This is a genomic window from Pseudomonas putida group bacterium ESBL64, assembly GCF_045277175.1.
In the GTDB taxonomy this organism is placed as follows: domain Bacteria; phylum Pseudomonadota; class Gammaproteobacteria; order Pseudomonadales; family Pseudomonadaceae; genus Aquipseudomonas; species Aquipseudomonas alloputida.
On record NZ_CP145799.1, the window covers coordinates 4,500,127 to 4,516,515 of the forward strand.

Here is a 16,389-nt window from a genome sequence, read left to right on the forward strand (position 1 = left end):
GAGGCCCGGCGTGGGGCATTGAAAACGGCAGGCAGTTTAGCACGCCAGCCGCTGGACTATTCTGCTCACCTTTGTGCCGTGAATGGGCGTGCCTTGGCCACTAGGCTAATATGACCGCCTATATGAGGAGCCCCTGCATGCAAAACCCACAGAACCTGATCTGGATCGACCTGGAAATGACCGGCCTGGATCCGGACAGCGACGTCATCATCGAAATGGCCACCATCGTCACCGACAGCGAGCTCAATACCTTGGCCGAAGGCCCGGTGATCGCCATCCACCACAGTGACGAAGTGCTGGCGCGCATGGACGAGTGGAACACCCGCACCCATGGCGCTTCGGGGCTGACCCAGCGCGTGCGCGAGAGCAAGGTCAGCATGGCCGAAGCCGAGGCACAGACCATCGCCTTCCTCGAGCAGTGGGTGCCTAAAGGCAAGTCGCCGATCTGCGGCAACAGCATCTGCCAGGATCGTCGTTTCCTCTACCGCCACATGCGCAACCTGGAAAACTACTTCCACTACCGCAACCTGGATGTCTCCACCCTCAAGGAGCTGGCCGCGCGCTGGGCGCCGGACGTGCGTGACAGCTTCAAGAAGGGCAATACCCACCTGGCGCTGGACGATATCCGCGAATCGATCGCCGAACTGCGTCACTATCGCGAGCACTTCATCAAGCTGTGAGTCGAAACGGCGCAGATATTGTATCTGCGCCCCCTTTTGGTGCCTTGGGCAACTGGTTAGACTGCGCGCCTTTCCCGCACGGACCCGCACCATGTTGTTGATGCTCTACCTTATCGCCATTACCGCCGAAGCCATGACTGGCGCGCTGTCTGCCGGGCGTCGCGGCATGGACTGGTTTGGCGTGGTGCTGATCGCCTGCGTCACTGCGCTTGGGGGTGGCTCGGTGCGTGATGTGCTGCTCGGGCACTACCCGCTGACCTGGGTGAAGCACCCTGAGTACCTGGTGCTGACCAGTTTTGCGGCGCTGCTGACCATTTTCATCGCGCCAATGATGCGCCGCCTTCGCTCGCTGTTCCTGGTGCTTGATGCCCTGGGGCTGGTGGCGTTTACCCTGATAGGTTGCATGACGGCGCTGGAGATGGGGCAGGGCATGCTGGTGGCGTCGATCAGCGGGGTGATCACTGGGGTGTTTGGCGGGATCCTGCGGGATATCTTCTGCAACGACATCCCGCTGGTGTTCCGCCGCGAGCTGTATGCCAGTGTGTCATTTGCGGCGGCCTGGTTCTATCTGGGATGCGTGTATTTCAAGGTGCCGGCGGAGCAGGCGATGTTGCTGACTCTGTTTGGCGGCTTCCTGGTGCGCCTGTTGGCGATACGCTTCCACTGGGAAATGCCCAAGTTCCACTACAACGACCAGCAGTGACGCAATTTACAAGCGCAACATGGCCCATGTGGGAGCGGGCGTGCCCGCGAACACCGGCGAAGCCGGTGCCATTCCCTGTGTTGCCTGCTTCGCGGGCGCGCCCGCTCCCACAAGGATGGCGCATGCTCTGAGGCTGGTCGCTATTGAGCTCCGTGTCGGGCCAGCGCCCACTCCACATGCTCGCGCACCAATTCCGATTCATCGTCACGCCTGGCCTTCAGCGCCTCGATCACCGGAATCGTGGAGGGCGCATTGCCCAACCCCACCGCCAGGTTGCGCAAGAACCGCTCGTACCCCGCACGCCGCAAAGGCCCGCCCTCGGTCTTGCGCAGGAAGGTGCGTTCATCCCACAGGAACATCGCCGCCAGGTCGGTATTTTCCAGCCCATGCCGTGGCTGGAAATCCTGCTCCTGACTGTGCTTGGCAAAGCGGTTCCAGGGGCAGACGATCTGGCAGTCGTCGCAACCGAACACGCGGTTGCCCATCTTTGCGCGTAACTCGACAGGGATCGCGCCCCTCAGCTCGATGGTCAGGTACGAGATGCAGCGTCGCGCATCCAGCACATAGGGCCCGACAAACGCTTGTGTCGGGCAGATGTCCAGGCAGGCCTGGCAACGCCCGCAGTGCTCGCTGGTGGTGGCTTCGTCCACCGGCAACGGCAGGTCGACGAACAGTTCGGCAAGGAAGAAGTAGCTACCCGCCTTGCGGTTGAGCAATAGCGTGTTCTTGCCGATCCAGCCCAGCCCAGCCTGTTCGGCCAGGGCTTTTTCCAGTACCGGGGCGCTGTCCACAAAGGCGCGGTAGCCGAACGGGCCGATGGCTTCCTGGATGCGGTCGGCGAGGAACTGCACGCGCTTGCGCACCAGCTTGTGGTAGTCCCGGCCAAGCGCGTAGCGTGACACGTAGGCCTTCTCGGGCTGGGCAAGGCGCTGCGCCATCTGCGTATCGCCGGGTAGGTAGTCCATACGTAGCGAGACCACGCGTACCGTGCCGGGGATCAGCTGGTCGGGATGTGACCTTTTGCTGCCGTGGGCGCCCAGGTATTCCATTTCACCCTGATAACCGGCGTCGAGCCAACGCTGCAGGTGGTGTTCGTGTTCGCCAAGGTTGACCCCGGCGATGCCAACATGGGCAAAACCGAGTTCCTGGCCCCAAATCTTGATCGATTGGGCCAGTTGGGCGAGGTCAGGTATAGAGGCGGACATGGATGGGCAAGGCAATACGGGCTCAGGTGCGTATAATTCTGCCAGACATTGGAGCCTTTGACCCCATGCCGCAGACCAAACACCCCAGTAATGCCCCACAATTGCTCAGCAGCGTGACGGTTGCCCGCCTGTCGGCGCGGCAGGCGCATGCCCACAAAGGCGACTTCGGCCATGTACTGGTGGTCGGTGGCGACCTGGGTACCGGAGGCGCTGTGTTGCTCAGTGCCGAAGCCGCCCTGCGTTGCGGCGCCGGGCTGGTCAGCGTGGCAACCCGGCCCGAGCACGTGTCGGCCAGCCTGGCGCGCCTGCCCGAGGTCATGTGCCTGGGTGTCCGTTCGGCCAACCAACTGATGGGTGTGCTGGAGCGCGCCTCGGTCCTGGTGGTCGGGCCCGGCCTGGGGCAGGCGGCGTGGGGCTGCAGCCTGTTGTCGGCGGTGGCCAACGCCGAGCGGCCGCAAGTGTGGGATGCCGATGCCTTGAATTTGCTGGCGCGAACCCCGCTGGCCCTGCCCAGTGGCAGCATCCTTACTCCGCACCCGGGGGAGGCGGCGCGGCTGCTGGGCATTGCCACTGAGGCCGTGCAGGCCGACCGCCCTGGCGCTGCGCGCAAGCTGGCGCGGCGTTATAACAGCGTCTGTGTACTCAAAGGGGCTGGCACACTGGTGGCAGCCCCGAGCGGGCAGCTGGCGTTGTGCGAGCGCGGGCACCCGGCGATGGCCGGCGCCGGCCTGGGCGATGTGCTGACTGGCGTGCTGGCAGCCCTGTTGGCCCAAGGCCTGGATGCCTGGGGCGCAGCCTGCCTGGGGGTGTGGCTGCACGCCTGTGCCGGCGAGCGCCTTGGGAAAAAAGGTAGAGGCCTGGCGGCCAGTGATCTGGCGCCGGTCATTCGTGAGTTGTTGGAGGAGCATTCTGCGTGTCTGGCTTAAATCTGTTTCTGGCCGATGAAGAGGCCACGGTCAAATTCGGTGCAGCACTGGCCGAGGTGACCGGCGGTCGCGGCGTGATTTTCCTTGAGGGCGACCTGGGCGCGGGTAAAACAACCCTGTCGCGTGGCCTGATCCGCGGTCTGGGCCATACTGGGGCTGTGAAAAGCCCGACGTTCACCGTGGTCGAACCCTATGAAATCGGCGAGGTCCGAGCCTTTCACTTCGACCTGTATCGCCTGGTCGACCCGGAGGAGCTTGAGTTCATGGGCATTCGTGACTATTTCGAGGGCGACCCGCTGTGCCTGTTCGAATGGCCACAAAAGGGTGCGGGCGTTTTGCCAAAGCCTGACCTGACCATTACCATAAGCCCCCAAGCGAGTGGACGCTCGCTGAACCTTTCGCCGCAGGGGGCTCGCGGCGAGGCCTGGTGCGTGGCACTGGCCGAACACTATAAACAGTAAGTGGGGTAGGTATGCGCATACGCGCACTGGTCGCCATCGTTGGGCTGCTGCTGACAACGGTGACCGTTGAGGCTCTGGCCGTCACTCAAGTCAAGAGCATGCGCCTGTGGCGCGCACCGGACAACACGCGGCTGGTCTTCGACCTGTCTGGCCCCGTGCAGCATAGTGTCTTCACCCTGAGCGCACCCGATCGCCTGGTCATCGACATCAATGGCGCAACACTGGCCGCGCCACTGAATGTGGCCACCTCCAACACGCCGATAAGCAGTGTGCGTTCGGCTCAGCGTACGCCAACCGACCTTCGGGTTGTGGTCGACCTGAAAAAGTCGGTTACCCCGAAAAGCTTCACCCTGGCGCCCAACGCACAGTACGGCAACCGCTTGGTGGTCGACCTGTATGACCAGGAGGCTGACGCTATCGCGGCCAGCACGCCGCCACCTGCGCCGGCCCCGGTACAAACGCCTGCGACAACGCCCGCGGTGCCAGTGACGCCGACCCAGCCGGCGATCAAGCTGCCACCGGTACCCAGTGGCAAGCGTGACATTGTGGTTGCCATCGATGCCGGGCACGGTGGCGAAGACCCTGGCGCTTCCGGCTCGCGTGGCCAGCACGAAAAAGACATCGTGTTGCAGATCGCCAAGGAGCTGCAGCGTCAGATCAACAGCGAAAAAGGTTTCCGTGCAGAGCTGACCCGCACCGGTGATTACTTCATTCCGCTGCGCAAGCGTACGGAAATCGCCCGCAAGAAAGGCGCCGACCTGTTCATTTCGATTCACGCCGACGCGGCCCCGTCGCGCGCAGCCTTTGGCGCCTCGGTGTTCGCCCTGTCCGATCGTGGCGCCACCTCCGAGACGGCGCGCTGGCTGGCCGACACGGAAAACCGTTCTGACCTGATCGGTGGTGCGGGTAATGTCAGCCTCGACGACAAGGACCGCATGCTCGCGGGCGTGCTGCTTGATCTGTCGATGACCGCTACGCTCAGCTCCAGCCTCAACGTGGGGCAAAAGGTATTGGGCAACATGGGGCGTGTCACTTCGTTGCACAAGCAGCGTGTGGAACAGGCCGGGTTCATGGTGCTGAAGTCGCCGGATATTCCGTCGATCCTCGTTGAAACCGGGTTCATCTCGAACAACAACGAAGCAGCCAAACTGGCCTCCTCCAGCCACCAGCAGGCGCTGGCCCGGTCGATCCGCACTGGGGTGCACCAGTACTTCCAGCAGAACCCGCCACCTGGCACCTACATCGCCTGGTTGCGTGACACCGGCAAGATCGCCGCCGGCCCGCGTGAACACACCGTGCGCCCTGGCGAAACCCTGGCGATGCTCGCCGTGCGTTACCAGGTCAGCGTGGCCAGCCTGCGCAGCATCAACAGCCTGAAGACCGATGAGCTGAAGGTTGGCCAGCGCCTCGATGTACCCGCCACAACCTTGGCCGCGCAATGATGAGTGGCGGTTCGCGAATTCAGCTGCTCAGCCCGCGGCTGGCCAACCAGATTGCCGCCGGCGAGGTTGTCGAGCGGCCGGCGTCTGTAGCCAAGGAACTGCTGGAAAACAGCCTGGACTCCGGTGCCCGGCGCATCGATATCGAAGTCGAGCAGGGCGGCGTCAAACTGCTGAAGGTGCGGGACGATGGCAGCGGTATTTCTGCCGACGACCTGCCGCTGGCCCTGGCCCGACACGCCACCAGCAAGATCCGCGAGCTGGAAGACCTTGAAGGGGTATTGAGCCTGGGCTTCCGTGGCGAGGCCTTGGCCTCGATCAGTTCGGTGGCGCGCCTGACCCTGACCTCGCGTACCGCCAGTGCCAGTGAGGCCTGGCAAGTCGAAACCGAAGGCCGTGACATGACGCCGCGCGTGCAGCCGGCGGCGCACCCGGTCGGTACCTCGGTGGAAGTGCGCGATTTGTTCTTCAATACCCCGGCCAGGCGCAAGTTCCTCAAAGCCGAGAAAACCGAATTCGATCACTTGCAGGAAGTGATCCGGCGGCTGGCGCTGGCCCGTTTCGATGTCGGCTTCCACCTGCGCCACAATGGCAAGAGCATCCTCAGCCTGCACGAGGCCCACGACGAAACCGCCCGTGCACGGCGGGTGGGTGCCATCTGCGGCCCGGGCTTCATGGAGCAGGCACTGCCGATCGACGTCGAGCGCAACGGCCTGCGCCTTTGGGGCTGGGTCGGCTTGCCGACGTTCTCGCGCAGCCAGGCAGACCTGCAGTACTTCTTCGTCAATGGCCGGGCAGTGCGCGACAAACTGGTCGCCCATGCCGTGCGTCAGGCCTACCGGGACGTGCTGTTCAACGGTCGCCACCCCACGTTCGTGCTGTTCCTGGAGCTGGAGCCCAACGGCGTCGATGTGAACGTGCACCCTACCAAGCATGAAGTACGGTTCCGTGAAGGGCGCTCGGTGCATGACTTCCTGTATGGCACCTTGCACCGTGCCTTGGCCGATGTACGTCCGGAAGACCAGCTGGCCGCACCTGCTGCCGTACCTGAGCTGGTTCGCCCCACGGGCCAGCAGGCCGGTGAGTTCGGGCCTCAGGGTGAAATGCGCCTGGCCTCGCCGGTGCTTGAACAGCCTCGAGCCCCGCAACAGTCGTTTTCCAATGGTGGCAGTGGCGCCGGTTACCAGTATCAATACACCCCACGTCCCTCACAGCCGCTGCCGGCCGCAGAGGCACAGGCGGTGTACCGCGAGTTCTATAAGCCGCTGGAAACCGGTGCTGCGCCTGCGACGGCACTGCACGAAAGCCAAGGCGACATTCCACCGCTAGGCTATGCCCTGGCGCAGCTCAAGGGTATCTACATCCTGGCCGAGAACGCTGTTGGCCTGGTGTTGGTGGACATGCACGCTGCCCACGAGCGGATAATGTACGAGCGCCTCAAGGTGGCCATGGCCAGCGAGGGCCTGAGTGGCCAGCCGCTGCTGGTGCCGGAGACCCTGGCCCTTAGCCAGCGTGAAGCCGACTGTGCCGAAGAGCATGCACAGTGGTTTCAGCGGCTGGGCTTCGAATTGCAGCGCCTGGGCCCTGAGACCCTGGCGATTCGCCAGATCCCGGCCTTGCTCAAGCAGGCTGAAGCCAACCGCCTGGTGCAGGACGTGCTTGCCGACCTTATGGAGTACGGCACCAGTGATCGCATTCAGGCGCATCTCAACGAACTGCTCGGTACCATGGCCTGCCACGGTGCCGTGCGCGCCAACCGGCGCCTGGCAATTCCCGAGATGAACGCCCTGCTGCGCGACATGGAAAACACCGAGCGCAGCGGCCAGTGCAACCATGGCCGTCCTACCTGGACTCAGATGGGCCTGGATGATCTGGACAAACTTTTCCTGCGCGGTCGATGAAATGAGCGGCAAGCCCCCTGCAATATTCCTGATGGGTCCGACGGCGGCCGGCAAGACCGACCTTGCCATCGAACTGACCACGGTGCTGCCGTGTGAACTGATCAGCGTCGATTCGGCACTTGTGTACCGTGGCATGGATATCGGTTCGGCCAAGCCGTCGAAAGAAGTCCTCGCTGCCCACCCGCACCGGCTGATCGACATTCGCGACCCGGCCCAGAGCTATTCCGCCGCGCAGTTCCGTACCGACGCGCTGGAGGCCATGGCCGAGATCACCGCGCGCGGCAAGATCCCGCTGCTGGTCGGCGGCACCATGCTCTATTACAAGGCGTTGATCGATGGCCTGGCCGATATGCCGGCCGCCGATGCGACGGTGCGCGCCGAGCTGGAAGCGCAGGCTGAAGCCCTGGGCCTGGCCGAGCTGCACCGCCAGTTGGCCGAAGTCGACCCGGAGTCCGCGGCACGTATCCACCCCAATGACCCGCAGCGGTTGATCCGGGCCTTGGAGGTGTACCGGGTGAGCGGCGAGAGCATGACAGCTCATCGTCGGCGTCAATTCGCGGAAAGTCGCGGCGCAGACGCAGGCGCCGGCGGACATTTGCCCTATACTGTCGCCAGTTTGGCGATTGCTCCTACAGATCGTCACATTTTGCATCAGCGAATTGCGTTACGATTTTCGCAGATGCTGGAACAGGGCTTCGTTGACGAGGTCCGATCGCTGCGAGCCAGAAGTGACTTGCACGCCGGGCTGCCGTCTATACGGGCAGTGGGTTATCGGCAAGTGTGGGATTACCTGGATGGCAAGCTGACTGAGAATGAGATGCGTGAACGCGGTATCATTGCTACCCGGCAGCTGGCCAAGCGGCAGTTCACCTGGTTGCGTGGCTGGCCTGACGTGCACTGGCTTGACAGCCTGGCCTGCGACAATCTGTCCCGCACCTTGAAATACCTTGGGGCCATCTCCATATTGAGCTGAGTCCCTGCTGATTGCCGTCTATTCTTGCGAAGGGGCGGCCTAATTTATCGTTTTTATTGATTTTCTATTATTTATCCTTACAGGAGTGCGGCATATGTCAAAAGGGCATTCGCTACAAGACCCTTACTTGAATACCTTGAGAAAAGAAAAGGTCCCGGTATCCATTTACCTGGTCAACGGTATCAAACTGCAGGGCTCGATCGAATCGTTCGACCAGTTCGTGGTATTGCTGAAGAACACCGTCAGCCAGATGGTCTACAAGCACGCCATCTCGACCGTAGTTCCGGCCCGTCCGGTCCGCCTGCCAAGCCCGACCGACAGCGAGCACGGCGACAGCGAGCCAGGCAACGCCTGATAGGAGCCTGCATTGTTCTTTGAGCGCCACGGTGGTGGTGAGCGGGCGTTGCTCGTTCACTTGGAAGGTCAGAACCCTGAGGCGCGCGAAGACCCGCAGGAGTTTCAGGAGTTGGCATTGTCGGCCGGTGCCGACATCGTCTCGCTGGTCACGGTGACAAGGCATCAGCCTTCCGCCAAATACCTGATTGGCAGTGGCAAGGTCGAAGAGTTGCACGACCTGGTCCATGCCGAACAGGTAGACCTGGTGATTTTCAATCACACCCTCACGCCCAGTCAGGAGCGCAACCTTGAACGTGTGTTCGAGTGTCGTGTGCTCGACCGTACCGGGCTGATCCTCGATATCTTCGCCCAACGGGCGCGTACCCATGAAGGCAAGCTGCAGGTCGAACTGGCCCAGCTGGAGCACATGAGCACGCGGCTGGTGCGCGGCTGGACTCACCTTGAGCGACAAAAAGGTGGTATCGGCCTGCGCGGCCCGGGTGAAACCCAGCTGGAAACCGACCGCCGCCTGTTGCGGGTGCGTATACGCCAGATCAAGTCACGCCTGGAGAAAGTGCGCAGCCAGCGTGAGCAGGCGCGTCGCGGGCGCAAGCGCGCGGATATCCCCTCGGTGTCGCTGGTGGGTTATACCAACGCCGGCAAGTCCACGCTGTTCAACGCCCTGACCGAATCCGAGGTGTATGCCGCGGACCAGTTGTTCGCCACCCTCGACCCGACCCTGCGCCGGCTCGAGCTCAACGACCTGGGGCCGATCGTGCTGGCCGACACCGTAGGCTTCATTCGCCACCTGCCGCACAAGCTGGTCGAGGCATTTCGGGCTACGCTCGAAGAGTCGAGCAACTCCGACCTGCTGCTGCATGTGATCGACGCCCATGAGCCAGAGCGCATGGAGCAGATCGAGCAGGTGCTGGCGGTGTTGGGTGAGATTGGTGCCGAGGGGTTGCCGATCCTGGAGGTGTACAACAAACTCGACTTGCTCGAAGATGTCGAGCCACAGATCCAGCGCAATGCCGATGGCAAGCCGGAACGGGTCTGGGTATCGGCACGCGATGGGCGTGGCCTGGAGCTGGTTGGCCAGGCGGTTGCCGAGTTGCTGGGGGATGATCTGTTTGTCGGTACCCTGTGCCTGGAGCAGCGTTTTGCCCGCTTGCGCGCGCAATTCTTTGCCTTGGGTGCCGTGCAGAGTGAAGAGCATGATGAAGAAGGGCGCAGCCTGCTGAGCGTGCGACTGCCCATGGTCGAACTGAATCGCCTGGTCAGCCGCGAAGGCATGGAGCCGCAAGTGTTTGTCCAGCAACACACTTTGCAATAAATGCTCGTCGAGGTCGCCGGGCAGCAGTGACAGGCATTCTGTAGCATTGGACGGCGCGCCGTGGGCGCGTCTTTGCTTTATCAGATGGAGAGCGCTATGGCTTGGAACGAGCCGGGTGGCAACTCGAACAATCAGGATCCCTGGGGCGGCCGCCGCGGTGGCGGTGGCGGCGGTGGTGACAAGAAAGGTCCACCGGATCTGGACGAGGCCTTCCGCAAACTGCAGGACAGCCTGAATGGCATGTTCGGCGGCAGCAAGAAACGTGGCGGCGGTGATCGCAATGTCGGCAAGGGCGGTGGCCTGGGCCTGCTGGGCATCGGCCTGGCGGTGCTGGCTGCAATCTGGCTGTACAGCGCCGTGTATGTGGTCGACGAGCAGGAGCAGGCGGTTGTGCTGCGCTTCGGCAAGTACTATGAGACGGTCGGTCCCGGCCTGAACATCTACTTCCCGCCGATTGATCGCAAGTACATGGAAAACGTCACGCGTGAGCGTGCCTACACCAAGCAGGGCCAGATGCTGACCGAAGACGAGAACATCGTCGAGGTGCCGCTGACCGTCCAGTACAAGATCAGCAACCTGCAGGACTTCGTGCTCAACGTCGACCAGCCTGAGGTGAGTTTGCAGCACGCGACCGACAGCGCCCTGCGCCACGTGGTGGGTTCCACTTCGATGGACCAGGTGTTGACCGAAGGTCGTGAGCAGATGGCCGTGGATATCCGCGAACGCCTGCAGCGCTTCCTCGACAACTACCGCACCGGTATCACCGTTACCCAGGTCAACGTACAGAGCGCGGCAGCCCCGCGTGAAGTGCAGGAAGCCTTCGACGACGTGATCCGCGCCCGCGAAGACGAGCAGCGTGCCCGCAACCAGGCCGAGTCCTATGCCAATGGCGTGGTGCCGGAAGCCCGTGGTCAGGCCCAGCGCATCATCGAGGATGCCAATGGTTACCGCGACGAAGTCATTGCCCGCGCCAAGGGTGAGGCAGACCGCTTCACCAAGCTGCTTGCCGAGTACCGCAAGGCACCTGACGTAACCCGTGAGCGTCTGTATCTGGAGACCATGCAAGAGGTCTACAGCAACTCGAGCAAGGTCATGGTGGCAACCAAGGACGGGCAGAGCAACCTGCTCTACCTGCCGCTGGACAAGATGGTCGAAGGCAGCCGCAAGCCGTCCGTGCCAACCACCAGCGCGTCGCCATCGGCTAACGATGCGGCCGCTCGTGCCGCGCAGGACATGCAACAGCAACAGCAGCCGCTGCGTACTAGGGAGAGCCGCTGATGAGCAATAGATCGCTGATCGCCCTGATCGCCGCCGTGGTCCTGGCCATTGTGGCCTGGAACAGCTTCTACATCGTGTCCCAGACCGAGCGGGCGGTACTGCTGCGTTTCGGTAAGGTGGTCCAGGCGGATGTTCAGCCAGGCCTGCACGTGAAGATTCCGTACGTGAACCAGGTGCGCAGGTTCGACGCCCGGCTGATGACACTCGACGCGCCTACCCAGCGGTTCCTGACCCTGGAAAAGAAAGCGGTGATGGTCGACGCCTACGCCAAGTGGCGCGTCAAGGACGCTGAACGCTTCTACACCGCCACGTCCGGCATGAAGCAGATCGCCGACGAGCGTCTGTCGCGTCGTCTGGAAAGTGGCCTGCGCGACCAGTTCGGTAAACGTACCCTGCACGAAGTGGTTTCCGGTGAACGTGATGCACTGATGGCTGACATCACTGCATCGCTGAACCGCATGGCGAGCAAGGAACTGGGCATCGAGGTGGTCGACGTGCGCGTCAAGGCCATCGACCTGCCGAAGGAAGTCAACCGCAGCGTGTTCGACCGCATGAGCACCGAGCGTGAGCGTGAAGCCCGCGAGCACCGTGCCAAGGGTAACGAGCTGGCTGAGGGTATCCGTGCCGATGCCGACCGTCAGCGCCGTGTGCTGCTGGCCGAGGCTTATCGCGAAGCAGAAGAAACCCGTGGTGATGGCGATGCCCAAGCGGCCGCTATCTATGCCAAGGCTTACAGCCAGGACGCTGATTTCTATGCGTTCCACCGTAGCCTGCAGGCATACCGCGAGAGCTTCTCGAGCAAGAGCGACGTGATGGTCCTGGACCCGAAGAACGAATTCTTCCGTTACCTGGACAAGAGCAGACCGTGATGCTCAGGCCCTGATTTTCATGCAGCGGCACCCCGCCTGGCAGCTAATGCACCAGGCGGGGTGCATCCTGAATGAAAAGGGGTGTATGATGAGGCAGCCGGGAAATTTCCCGGCTTTTTTGCGTCTGCAAGGTTGATTGGCACAGCGCCGGTCGACAGTTTGGTCAGCTCGCAAGGCAATTTGAGGGTGTCGGGTACGGTGGCTGCGCTGGGATCAGTGCTGCCCGCTGCTGTGCGCGATACCGGCTTTTCTGACGGTTTGCCTGCTGGCAAGCCGCCCGGACCAGAGGGGAAATGGCGTAATGGCAACGGTAGACCGCTGGCTGCTGCCAGATGGCATCGAGGAAGTACTGCCACCTGAGGCTGCGCGCATCGAAATCGCGCGCCGCCAGGTGTTGGACCTGTTCCAGAGTTGGGGCTACGAACTGGTCGTCACCCCGCATATCGAGTACCTGGAGTCGCTGCTTACCGGCGCCGGCCAGGACCTGGATCAGCGCACCTTCAAGGTAGTGGACCCGCAGTCCGGCCGCCTGATGGGCTTCCGCGCCGACTTCACCCCGCAGGTAGCGCGTATCGATGCGCACACACTGCGCCGTGAGGGCCCGAGCCGCCTGTGCTATGCCGGCAGCGTGCTGCACGCCCAGCCGCGTGCCCTGTCCACCTCGCGCAGCCCGATCCAGCTGGGTGCCGAGCTGTACGGCGATGCCAGCCCTACCAGCGACGTCGAAGTCATCAGCCTGATGCTCGCCACGCTGCAACTGGCCGATGTGCCTGATGTGCACATGGACCTGGGCCACGTCGGTATTTACCGCGGCCTGGCCCGTGCCGCCGGCCTGTCTGGCGCGGTCGAACAGCAGCTGTTCGACGCCATGCAACGCAAGGCTGTCGATGAAGTGCAGGCGCTGACCGCCGACCTGCCGAAAGACCTGGGCAACATGCTGCGCGCCCTGGTCGAGCTGTGCGGTGGTCGTGAAGTACTGGCTGAAGCCCGCGTGCGCCTCGGTCGCGCCCCGGCCAGCGTGCTGGTGGCGCTGGACGACCTGCTGGCGATCGCTGATCGCCTGGCGTCGCGCTACCCGGACTTGCCGCTGTACTTCGACCTCGGCGAGCTGCGTGGTTACCACTATCACACGGGCGTGGTGTTCGCCGTGTTCGTGCCAGGCGAAGGCCAATCGATCGCCCAGGGCGGGCGCTACGACGATATCGGCGCCGACTTTGGCCGGGCGCGCCCGGCCACTGGTTTCTCCACGGATTTGAAGACCCTGGTCACACTGGGGCGAGCGGAGGTCGTATTGCCAACTGGCGGCATCTGGATGCCGGACAGTGGCGATGCGGCCCTCTGGCAGCAAGTCTGCCAGTTGCGCAACGAGGGCCAGCGTGTGGTTCAGGCTCTGCCTGGCCAGCCGTTGAGTGCTGCTCTCGAGGCGGATTGTGATCGGCAATTGATTCAGCAAGACGGGCGCTGGCAGGTTCTGCCGCTGGCCCAGTGAGTTTCTGCGTCGGCAACAGGCCGGCAACCAAGTTTGCGTGAATGAGGACCAATGTAATGGGTAAGAATGTCGTCGTCCTGGGCACCCAATGGGGTGATGAGGGCAAAGGCAAGATCGTCGATCTGCTGACCGAACATGCTGCCGCCGTAGTGCGCTACCAGGGTGGCCACAATGCGGGTCACACCTTGGTGATCAACGGTGAAAAGACCGTTCTGCACCTGATTCCATCCGGCATCCTGCGTGAAGGCGTACAGTGCCTGATCGGTAACGGCGTGGTCGTTGCCCCGGATGCACTGATGCGTGAAATCACCAAGCTGGAAGAGAAAGGCGTACCGGTGCGCGAGCGCCTGCGCATTTCCCCGGCTGCGCCGCTGATCCTGTCGTACCATGTGGCCCTGGATCAGGCCCGCGAAAAAGCCCGTGGCGAAGCCAAGATCGGCACCACCGGCCGTGGTATCGGCCCAGCTTACGAAGACAAGGTGGCACGTCGCGGCCTGCGCGTGGGTGATCTGTTCCACCGCGAGCGTTTCGCCGCCAAGCTGGGTGAGCTGCTGGATTACCACAACTTCCAGCTGGTGAACTACTACAAAGAGCCAGCCATCGACTTCCAGCAGACGCTGGACGAGTGCATGGCTTACGCCGAACAGCTCAAGCCGATGATGCTCGACGTCACCGCCGAGCTGCACAACCTGCGTCGCGCCGGCAAGGACATCATGTTCGAAGGCGCCCAAGGCTCGCTGCTGGACATCGACCACGGCACCTACCCGTACGTCACCAGCTCCAACACCACGGCTGGCGGTATTTCCACCGGTTCCGGCGTCGGCCCGATGTACCTCGACTACATCCTCGGCATCACCAAGGCCTACACCACTCGCGTAGGTTCCGGTCCGTTCCCGACCGAACTGTTCGATGAGACTGGTGCTACCCTGGCCAAGCGTGGCCACGAGTTCGGTTCCACCACCGGCCGTGCCCGTCGTTGCGGCTGGTTCGATGCCGTGATCCTGCGTCGCGCCATCGACGTCAACAGCATCTCGGGCATCTGCCTGACCAAGCTGGACGTACTGGACGGCCTGGAAACCATCAACATCTGCGTTGGCTACAAGAACGAGAACGGTGCCGTCATCGACGCGCCTTCCGATGCCGACAGCTACATTGGCCTGGAGCCTGTGTACGAAGAGATGCCAGGCTGGAGCGAGTCGACTCTGGGTGTGAAAACCCTGGAAGAGCTGCCGCAAGCTGCGCGTGACTACATCAAGCGCATCGAAGAGCTGGTTGGCGCGCCGATCGACATCATTTCGACCGGCCCGGACCGCAACGAGACCATCGTGCTGCGTCATCCGTTCGCCTGATCTGCCCTCCAGGCTGATCTGACGCCGCGGCCCTGAGAAGGGCCGCGGCGTTTTCATTTGTGGGTTGCCGGGGCTGGCCAATCCACCGGCAATCCACCGTTGCCGCCGCTACCGTATTCGCGGGTAAACCCGCTCCTACACTGGTTGGGTGTGGGCACACAACGGCGGTTGGGCGCAGGCCGTTGTAGGCGCGGGTTCACCCGCGAAAGGGCCGGCACACGAAACCCCATTGCTAGACCTTGGCGCATTTCCCCGCTGCCTACGGCACAACCCTTGCTGTAAGAAGTTTCTGTAGATGCCATCAAAATAGTGGCGCCAGAAAACACGAGGGTTACACCGTGTCTGCCATCCTCTCACTGTTACGAAGCCGCCTCTTGCGGCCTGTGTTTGTTGCCCTTGGTATCGCTCTTTTGGTGCAGGTGCTGGTTGCCGTTGCGCTCACCCGAAGCACAGTCACCGCCCTGGAGGCTGACCTTGGCGAGCGACTGGGTAATGACAGTCGCCAACTCGCAAGCGATCTGGAGCAAGCCGGGCAAGATGTGCGCTCTGGGCTCGACGGCCTGTCCAGCAGTACCCGCCAGCGCCTGAGCGCAGGGTTGTCGGAGCGCCTGCAAAGCGAACAGCAGCAACTGCGCAGCACCCTGGAGAAGAACCTCAAGGACTCCGCCAACGACATGGCCGAGCTGCTGGCTTCGGTTGCGCCGCGAGCGATCTGGGACAACGATGTGCCAGTGCTCTCAGACTTCGCCCGACGCGCTCAGCGTAACCCCAACGTGCTGTTCGTGATCTATGACGATGCCCAGGGCCAGCACCTGACCCGTTACCTGAACCGGCAGAACCCGATCAACCAGACGCTCATCGAGAAGGGCCAGGGCGAACGAGCGCTGGACAAGGTGCTCGATGCCGCGCGTCGTGATCCGTCGGTGTACTTCGTCGAAGCCTCTATCAACCCCAATGGCGCCGAGATCGGCAAAGTCCTGATGGGGGTTTCTACAGCCGGCATTGACCAGGAGCTCAAGGCGCTCGACCAGCGCTTCAGTGCCCTGATCGCCAGTGGCGAGCAACTGGTTGGCGATAGCCTGGGCGCGGCGGCTGCCGACAGTGGCAAGGCCCTGCGCGAGCGCCTGGAAGTTGCGCAGGCCAGCGCCACCGCGATGCAGGCCAACACTGCACAGACCGTGCGCGATGCGGCTGCCGAGTTGCGCTGGCGGATTGGCCTGGGCCTGGTGCTGGTGGGCCTGGGTGTGCTGCTGGTGGTCGCTTTAGTGTTAGGCCGCCGGGTGCTCAGCAAACTGCGCCTGCTGATCGCAGCGCTCAACGACCTTGCCGCTGGCGAAGGCGACCTGACCAAGCGCGTGACCCTCGACAGCCGCGACGAGATCGGCGACATGGCGTCGGCGGTCAATCGCTTTGTCGACAAGCTGCAGCCCATCGTCCGCGAGGCCGG

The 16,389-nt window shown here is 62.9% G+C and carries 14 protein-coding genes and 1 pseudogene; 14 read left to right on the forward strand and 1 reads right to left on the reverse strand.

The genetic code is table 11. From position 1 onward, the window contains the following. Positions 1-137: 137 nt before the first annotated feature. A complete protein-coding gene (orn, locus tag V6093_RS20410) occupies positions 138-680 on the forward strand; it encodes an oligoribonuclease (RefSeq protein WP_003249514.1) in 543 nt (180 codons plus the stop codon). A gap of 91 nt (positions 681-771) precedes the next feature. Further along, entirely contained in the window at positions 772-1,383 is a 612-nt protein-coding gene (locus V6093_RS20415; RefSeq protein ID WP_003249516.1) for a trimeric intracellular cation channel family protein, read from the forward strand. 140 nt (positions 1,384-1,523) lie between these two features. Here the strand turns inward: V6093_RS20415 and queG are convergent, their stop codons facing one another. Further along, positions 1,524-2,588 carry a tRNA epoxyqueuosine(34) reductase QueG gene (gene queG, locus V6093_RS20420; protein WP_047604661.1) on the reverse strand — a complete coding sequence of 355 codons (1,065 nt, stop codon included), beginning with the start codon at positions 2,586-2,588 and terminating at the stop codon, positions 1,524-1,526. 65 nt (positions 2,589-2,653) lie between these two features. On the opposite strand from queG, the gene V6093_RS20425 reads away from it, so the two are divergent. The 12 genes and pseudogenes from V6093_RS20425 to V6093_RS20480 all read left to right on the forward strand — a co-directional run. Further along, the gene (locus tag V6093_RS20425; protein ID WP_004577533.1) at positions 2,654-3,514 is read left to right on the forward strand and encodes an NAD(P)H-hydrate dehydratase; all 861 of its coding nucleotides are present in this window, start codon (positions 2,654-2,656) and stop codon (positions 3,512-3,514) included. Then, positions 3,502-3,975 carry a tRNA (adenosine(37)-N6)-threonylcarbamoyltransferase complex ATPase subunit type 1 TsaE gene (tsaE, locus tag V6093_RS20430; protein WP_003249523.1) on the forward strand — a complete coding sequence of 158 codons (474 nt, stop codon included), beginning with the start codon at positions 3,502-3,504 and terminating at the stop codon, positions 3,973-3,975. The genes V6093_RS20425 and tsaE overlap by 13 nt, the downstream gene beginning before the upstream one ends. An 11-nt stretch (positions 3,976-3,986) precedes the next feature. Continuing rightward, complete coding sequence (locus tag V6093_RS20435) at positions 3,987-5,417, forward strand: N-acetylmuramoyl-L-alanine amidase (RefSeq protein ID WP_003249525.1); 1,431 nt, start codon at positions 3,987-3,989, stop codon at positions 5,415-5,417. Beyond that, a complete protein-coding gene (mutL, locus tag V6093_RS20440; protein ID WP_406669596.1) occupies positions 5,417-7,315 on the forward strand; it encodes a DNA mismatch repair endonuclease MutL in 1,899 nt (632 codons plus the stop codon). Before V6093_RS20435 ends, mutL begins: the two co-directional genes overlap by 1 nt. A 1-nt stretch (position 7,316) precedes the next feature. After that, a complete protein-coding gene (miaA, locus tag V6093_RS20445) occupies positions 7,317-8,288 on the forward strand; it encodes a tRNA (adenosine(37)-N6)-dimethylallyltransferase MiaA (protein ID WP_003249530.1) in 972 nt (323 codons plus the stop codon). Between the two features lie 94 nt (positions 8,289-8,382). Beyond that, on the forward strand, positions 8,383-8,643 hold the full coding sequence (gene hfq, locus V6093_RS20450) for an RNA chaperone Hfq (protein WP_003249532.1): 261 nt from the start codon (positions 8,383-8,385) through the stop codon (positions 8,641-8,643). A gap of 12 nt (positions 8,644-8,655) precedes the next feature. Further along, complete coding sequence (gene hflX / locus V6093_RS20455; protein ID WP_003249534.1) at positions 8,656-9,957, forward strand: ribosome rescue GTPase HflX; 1,302 nt, start codon at positions 8,656-8,658, stop codon at positions 9,955-9,957. A gap of 96 nt (positions 9,958-10,053) precedes the next feature. Then, positions 10,054-11,235: an FtsH protease activity modulator HflK gene (gene hflK, locus V6093_RS20460; protein WP_003249536.1), complete on the forward strand. Its 1,182-nt coding sequence runs from the start codon at positions 10,054-10,056 to the stop codon at positions 11,233-11,235. Further along, on the forward strand, positions 11,235-12,104 hold the full coding sequence (hflC, locus tag V6093_RS20465) for a protease modulator HflC (protein WP_003249538.1): 870 nt from the start codon (positions 11,235-11,237) through the stop codon (positions 12,102-12,104). The genes hflK and hflC overlap by 1 nt, the downstream gene beginning before the upstream one ends. 301 nt (positions 12,105-12,405) lie before the next feature. Continuing rightward, the gene (locus tag V6093_RS20470; protein WP_108078932.1) at positions 12,406-13,593 is read left to right on the forward strand and encodes an ATP phosphoribosyltransferase regulatory subunit; all 1,188 of its coding nucleotides are present in this window, start codon (positions 12,406-12,408) and stop codon (positions 13,591-13,593) included. 56 nt (positions 13,594-13,649) lie between these two features. Next, positions 13,650-14,942 (forward strand): adenylosuccinate synthase, encoded by a 1,293-nt coding sequence (locus tag V6093_RS20475; RefSeq protein WP_003249542.1) that lies wholly within the window; start codon positions 13,650-13,652, stop codon positions 14,940-14,942. Between the two features lie 1,154 nt (positions 14,943-16,096). Next, positions 16,097-16,309, forward strand: a pseudogene (locus V6093_RS20480) (methyl-accepting chemotaxis protein); the annotation flags it as partial. Positions 16,310-16,389 lie beyond the last annotated feature (80 nt).

Bases quoted from the DNA above. Each gene is read 5' to 3' on its own strand.
- V6093_RS20470 (WP_108078932.1), top strand. From the start codon at position 12,406: ATGGCAACGGTAGACCGCTGGCTGCTGCCAGATGGCATCGAGGAAGTA.
- V6093_RS20475 (WP_003249542.1), top strand. From the start codon at position 13,650: ATGGGTAAGAATGTCGTCGTCCTGGGCACCCAATGGGGTGATGAGGGC.
- hfq (WP_003249532.1), top strand. From the start codon at position 8,383: ATGTCAAAAGGGCATTCGCTACAAGACCCTTACTTGAATACCTTGAGA.
- mutL (WP_406669596.1), top strand. From the start codon at position 5,417: ATGAGTGGCGGTTCGCGAATTCAGCTGCTCAGCCCGCGGCTGGCCAAC.
- V6093_RS20435 (WP_003249525.1), top strand. From the start codon at position 3,987: ATGCGCATACGCGCACTGGTCGCCATCGTTGGGCTGCTGCTGACAACG.
- queG (WP_047604661.1), bottom strand. From the start codon at position 2,588: ATGTCCGCCTCTATACCTGACCTCGCCCAACTGGCCCAATCGATCAAG.
- hflK (WP_003249536.1), top strand. From the start codon at position 10,054: ATGGCTTGGAACGAGCCGGGTGGCAACTCGAACAATCAGGATCCCTGG.
- hflC (WP_003249538.1), top strand. From the start codon at position 11,235: ATGAGCAATAGATCGCTGATCGCCCTGATCGCCGCCGTGGTCCTGGCC.
- orn (WP_003249514.1), top strand. From the start codon at position 138: ATGCAAAACCCACAGAACCTGATCTGGATCGACCTGGAAATGACCGGC.
- V6093_RS20425 (WP_004577533.1), top strand. From the start codon at position 2,654: ATGCCGCAGACCAAACACCCCAGTAATGCCCCACAATTGCTCAGCAGC.
- miaA (WP_003249530.1), top strand. From the start codon at position 7,317: ATGAGCGGCAAGCCCCCTGCAATATTCCTGATGGGTCCGACGGCGGCC.
- V6093_RS20415 (WP_003249516.1), top strand. From the start codon at position 772: ATGTTGTTGATGCTCTACCTTATCGCCATTACCGCCGAAGCCATGACT.